The organism is Paenibacillus sp. E194, assembly GCF_000935845.1.
Classification (GTDB): domain Bacteria; phylum Bacillota; class Bacilli; order Paenibacillales; family Paenibacillaceae; genus Paenibacillus_B; species Paenibacillus_B alvei_B.
Map to the genome: position 1 here is coordinate 1 of NZ_JMDX01000327.1, position 5,361 is coordinate 5,361.

General features: G+C 40.1%; 5 protein-coding genes. 2 read left to right on the forward strand and 3 right to left on the reverse strand.

All coding sequences use genetic code 11. The features are described 5' to 3' along the window. Together AZ66_RS26440 and AZ66_RS26445 are read right to left on the reverse strand one after the other, a co-directional pair. Positions 1-234: hypothetical protein (locus AZ66_RS26440; RefSeq protein WP_044357632.1), on the reverse strand; the 234-nt coding region annotated here is incomplete at its 3' end. 528 nt (positions 235-762) lie between these two features. Beyond that, on the reverse strand, positions 763-2,292 hold the full coding sequence (locus AZ66_RS26445; protein ID WP_044357633.1) for a hypothetical protein: 1,530 nt from the start codon (positions 2,290-2,292) through the stop codon (positions 763-765). Between the two features lie 209 nt (positions 2,293-2,501). On the opposite strand from AZ66_RS26445, the gene AZ66_RS31670 reads away from it, so the two are divergent. Beyond that, entirely contained in the window at positions 2,502-2,999 is a 498-nt protein-coding gene (locus AZ66_RS31670; protein WP_044357634.1) for a hypothetical protein, read from the forward strand. Then, positions 2,969-4,054: an NBR1-Ig-like domain-containing protein gene (locus AZ66_RS26455; RefSeq protein ID WP_044357635.1), complete on the forward strand. Its 1,086-nt coding sequence runs from the start codon at positions 2,969-2,971 to the stop codon at positions 4,052-4,054. The genes AZ66_RS31670 and AZ66_RS26455 overlap by 31 nt, the downstream gene beginning before the upstream one ends. A 108-nt stretch (positions 4,055-4,162) precedes the next feature. On the opposite strand, the gene AZ66_RS32180 is transcribed toward AZ66_RS26455, so the two are convergent. After that, positions 4,163-5,361: hypothetical protein (locus tag AZ66_RS32180; protein ID WP_197081777.1), on the reverse strand; the 1,199-nt coding region annotated here is incomplete at its 5' end.

Consider the following 5,361-nt stretch of genomic DNA (forward strand, 5'->3'; position numbering starts at 1 on the left):
TTTCACTATTTCATTGACCACCCATTCCCTTGCTACCCCAAACATTTCCGTAATCGAGGTAACGGTGATTAGCTCTTCTGAGTCCGAAAAACTTTCATTTGCACCATATACACTAGAGGTGACTGTTCTATTGGTTGATTGGTTCGATGTCTTAGGAGAGTCTTGTGCTGATGCTAGAGGTATACTTGTAAACAATAGCGCATATGCAAGAATCATTGACAACCATTTTTTCAAAACTACTTCCTCCTATTATTTCTATTTAAGTTTCCATGGATATTTGCCCCACAATTCCAAAAATAATGGTATAGCAACTCATTGTCTAGGAAATTAATTCCATACAACACTAATAATTCTGATATTGATTGTTTGCTCAATAAAATTATCTGGATAAACATATTTACTGATTCACATACCGTATTTTCATTGAAAATATCTTTTCAAATACTATTTTAAATCATGTTTAATACGAACAAATTCTATCTACGCAATAGACCATATCTCTTTTCTTCTACCTATGCTGGCTATTGTTTTTCAACTCTTCTGCCATGACCTGTTCATGTTTTCCCATTCGTTTTATCTACCTTTGATTTTGGGCATGTAAAAATTAAAACATTTACTTACACATTTTTGTTGTTTTAAATATTATTCCATGTTAAGGGTTATCGTTTCTTTAGCAACTTTCATCACTCGTAATAACTAGTAAAAAAGTAAAAAAAGACCGCGTGAAGTAAATTCACTCGCGGCTGGTATAATAGATTCTCACTATATATGATAGTTAATTTCTGCTCTACGCCTCAGCATATTTCCATTTGAATCATAATCATAATAAATGGTATGAATAGGAGTGGCTTGTACCTTTACTCTTCCGTTTGGATCATATTGATACGGCAATATATCGATGCGAATATCATCTATTGATATCGCACCTCCCTCTCTTATCCCCCATATCAAATAATAGTTTTCTTTCTCACCCGTGGTAAACACAACCGTCTTTTGGTTTGTTTCCCCTTTCTGACCATTCCAGGTTGTCCAACCCGTATCCGCAGCAACCTCATGATCGGTACTTCGTGCCAAAAAGTAATAAAACCCATGAGACGGTTCTATCGTTTTGTATGTAAAGGTCACCGAATAAGTAGTATTTCTATCAAATCGAAGGTATGACGGTGAAGAATAAGAAAATTCCAGCCAGTCAGCCGTATGTGGAGCAGCAAGATAAGCTGAATAAGCACCGCTAATTACTTTATCTGGGTCACTCGTAATCGTCCCGGATCCAGACCAATATCGTGTGCCATCGAACGTCCCTCTTTCAAAGGATTCTGACTTCTTTTTGATATAAATATCATCTATGGAAAATGACCCGCCCCAGCGAATTCCCCAAATCAAATAATAATTATCTTTATTTCCTGTCGTAAATACGAAAGTCTTCGTACCTTGTTCCCCTGTCTTCGCACTCCAGCTCTTCCAGCCTGTATCAGCTGTAACATCATAGTCTGTGCTTCGTGCAAGAAAATAATAGGCTCCATTATTGTTCACATCTGGAGCTTCTACAGCTTTATAGGAGAATGTAACTTCATAGGTAGTATTTTTCTCGAATTTAATTTGGTTCGGATCAGTATAAGCAAATTCACTCCATTCCTGTTCCTTCGCCGATGTAAGGTATGCTGAATATTTTCCACTAACGACTTTCGATGGATCATTCGTTATCATGCCAGAAGCGGCCTGAAACTTAGTTCCATCAAAAGTTCCACGTTCAAAGGATTCGCTAACTTTCTTCACAGATATATCGTCAATAGACAACTCTCCTCCAATGCGAATGCCCCAGATTAAGTAATAGTTGTCCTTATTTCCTGTCGTAAATATAAATGTCTTTGTTCCTTTTTCTCCTGTTTTCGCATTCCAAGCTGTCCATCCTGTATCCGCTGCAACATCATAATCTGAGCTTCGAGCTAGAAAATAATATACTCCTTGATTTTGAGGATCAGGTGCTCTTACAGCTTTATATGAAAATGTAACGGCATATGTAGTATTCTTCTCAAATGTAACTTGCTGTATGTCCGTATATGTAAACTCACTCCATTCCACACTAGGTGGTGATGACAGGAATGCAGAATACTTACCATTAACGACTTTATCAGTATCACTCGTAATTTTACCTGAAGCTGCTGTAAATTTAGTGCCTGTATACACCCCTCTCTCAAAATCTTCTTTCATTATAAAATCTTTTTCAATGAAACTAGCATGTGCAGTAGATAACATAGTGAAGAGACAAAATATTGTAGTCACATAAATCATAAGTTTCCTTTTGATGCGAAGTACACTACAATTCCTCCTATACATAAAGTGATTTCGTCCAGACAATTATAGTAGCTCGCCCCCATTGTAAATGGAAGTAATTTTTTGCCACTAATAATTTGAAACAAATGGTTGAACTGACATATTCAATCTGTAAAATTTAATCATGTGCATTTAAAATAAACAGAGTTCAACTTATTCAGGGGGTAATGATAATTAGATCTATAAAGTTATTATTCGCATTGCTACTATTATTTATTGTTCTCATCCCGACGGTTGCCGCAGACAACGGATCAACACGGTTTATTCACAACACCTTCGAGAGCCACGATAATGATAGCCTTGGAATGGTGACGGCATACAGTGCCAATGTTGGGGGGTATGATTCAACAATTCCACCAGAAGCCTCTACTGTGAATGGCGAACTGGGAGTCCAGCCTCATAGTGGAGTTGGATATTATCGTGTCGCTGGCGAAGACCAGAGTAATTCGGAGAACAGCTTCATTTACTTCAAGCTATATACGAATTTGAACATAAGTATCCACGAAGGAATGAAATTATCCTATTGGGTCTATCACTACCAGCATACACAAAGTAAAAAATGGCGATTGATCTCGTGTTCGAAGATGGGTCTACTTTGCGGGATAGCGGCATTACAGATACAAGAGGGCAGCCAATGCACCCTGCATATCGGAATGATCCATTAAATCAGTGGGTTCAAGTCGAGGTCGATTTATCTCCACACACAGGAAAAACAATTAAGGAAATACTTGTCACCTATGACGACCACGAGGCTTCGGAGACCGGGTATTTCAGAAGCTATTTTGACGATCTCAGCATCGCACCTGCCCAAGAATTAAGTGCTAAAATCGTCTCGAATACCATTCCAGAATCAATGATCCCAGGCTCTTCGCATGAAGTTTCGGTTACGGTCAAGAATACAGGCAAGAAGGATTGGTCAGAAGCAACCGCCGTTCGCCTCGGAGCCGTTGATGACGGCGATCCATTTGCCATTGGCAGACACGTCATTCCTAACGGGAGCACTGTGAAATACGGTGATACCGTGACATTCACTTTTAAAATGGTTGCTCCATCCCATGATGGAGTGTTCGTTACCGACTGGCGAATGGTGCAGGATGGCGTTGCATGGTTTGGTGATATGATCAAAAAAGAAGTCAAAATAGCTCATATCCCTAAGCCCTCTATTGCAAATCAGTATTATACATACAACTCAGCAAATCAGCTGCTTGATGCCCTGCATACAGACTACCGAATCGAATATGCCTATGATTCCATAGGAAACCAGATAAAGAGAACGAAGTCACATAACTTGCTTCCGAACTCAAGCTTCGAGCAGGGAACTTATTTCTGGAATTTCAGCCCGACTATGGCCATCTCAACTCATTTGTCGCATGAAGGCTCACATAGCATTCGCTTTCACTCGGATACACCCATACGCGGTACTTCCAGCGACAGCTTCTTCATTCCGGTTAAACCAGATACTGAGTATGAGCTTCGAGCTAATATTTACAACAACTTGAAGCAAGGAAGCTTCTATGTGGATACCTATGAATTCGACAATCAAAATGTAGGAGTATACGATGGGGATGCAGCATATGTTTCCCCGAAGGGACAATGGGGACAAGCCACTGTGAAGATACGAACGAAGCCAAATACGACGAAGATAATTGTAAGGGTAGTAGCCGATTCGGATGCTGTTGGAGAGGCTTATGCCGATGCGATTTCACTTATTAAGAAATAATCTTGAACAACAATATTGTTACAAAAACATGAAGAAGGATGGTACGCAACCATCCTTCTTTTTCTTGATCTTATTTCAATTTGCTTATCTTCAATATATCTCTTGTTTTTACTTTAAGCGTTGAAAAATGACGGAGTCTACAGTTACTGTCCCGGAAGCTCTGTCTTCTAGTGCTAAGAGATTAAAATGGACTCTAGCCCGCACCGTATTAGCTGGTGGCTTTACTTGCACCTGAAAACTCTTCCAGCCCGTATTGTCACTGTACTCAAATGGCGTTTCATTTCCGATAAAATTATTATTAACGTCAAAATAGTGCATGATGACCTGAACTTTGGCTTTGCTTAGACTTGCTGTCGCAATTTGACCGCTTAGCGTATAAGGCTGGCCACCTGTTACGGCTACGTCTTGGAAAAACGTATGCATTCCATCTTTAGGTAGATTAGAGATACTCATTTGCTGTGCATGCTTACCACTGGACACAGGTGAAGTTACTACCCGATAGTTTGCATTTACCCCTGCAGATTCCCAATTGCCCCAGCCATCTGCGACCCCACTGGTTCTTGTATTCGACTCAAATCCGGGGTTGATTAGTAAATTGCTCTGCTCCCCTTTTTGGAATGTCACGGAGTCCACCGTTACGATTCCTGATGCATTGTTGTCAACCGCTAGAACATTAAAATGAACTCTGGCTCTTACTGTCTTGGCTACGGGACACACTTGTTCATTAATGCTTAACCACACCGTGTTCCCACTATATTCAAATGGCGTTTCACTACCAATGAAATTATTGTTAACGTCAAAATAATGCATAATGACCTGAACTTTGGCTTTACTTAGATTTGCTGTTGCAATTTGGGCGCTAAGTGTATAAGGTTGACCACCTGTTACTGCTACGTCTTGAAAGAAGTTATGCATTCCATCTTTAGGTAAATTAGAGATAGCCATTTGCTGCGCTTGCTTCTCACTTGACACCGGGGTGGTAACTACTCGGTAATGGGCTGGTACCCCTGCAGATCCCCAATTCCCCCAGCCATCTGCGATTCCACTTGTTCTTGTATTTCTTTCAAATCCAGGGTTGAATAGCAGATTGTTCTGCTCTCCTTTTTGGAATGTCACGGAGTCCACCGTTAGGCTTACTGATGCATCGTTGTCTAACGCTATAATAGTAAAATGAAGCCGGGCTCGTACTGTCTTAGCTACAGGTCGTACCTGCTCATTTATACTAAGCCAACTTACGTTTCCTCCATATTCAAATACCGTCTCGCTTCCGATGAAACTATTGTTATTATCAAAATAATGCATGTTTA

Bases quoted from the DNA above. Each gene is read 5' to 3' on its own strand.
- AZ66_RS26455 (WP_044357635.1), top strand. From the start codon at position 2,969: ATGCACCCTGCATATCGGAATGATCCATTAAATCAGTGGGTTCAAGTC.
- AZ66_RS26445 (WP_044357633.1), bottom strand. From the start codon at position 2,292: ATGATTTATGTGACTACAATATTTTGTCTCTTCACTATGTTATCTACT.
- AZ66_RS31670 (WP_044357634.1), top strand. From the start codon at position 2,502: ATGATAATTAGATCTATAAAGTTATTATTCGCATTGCTACTATTATTT.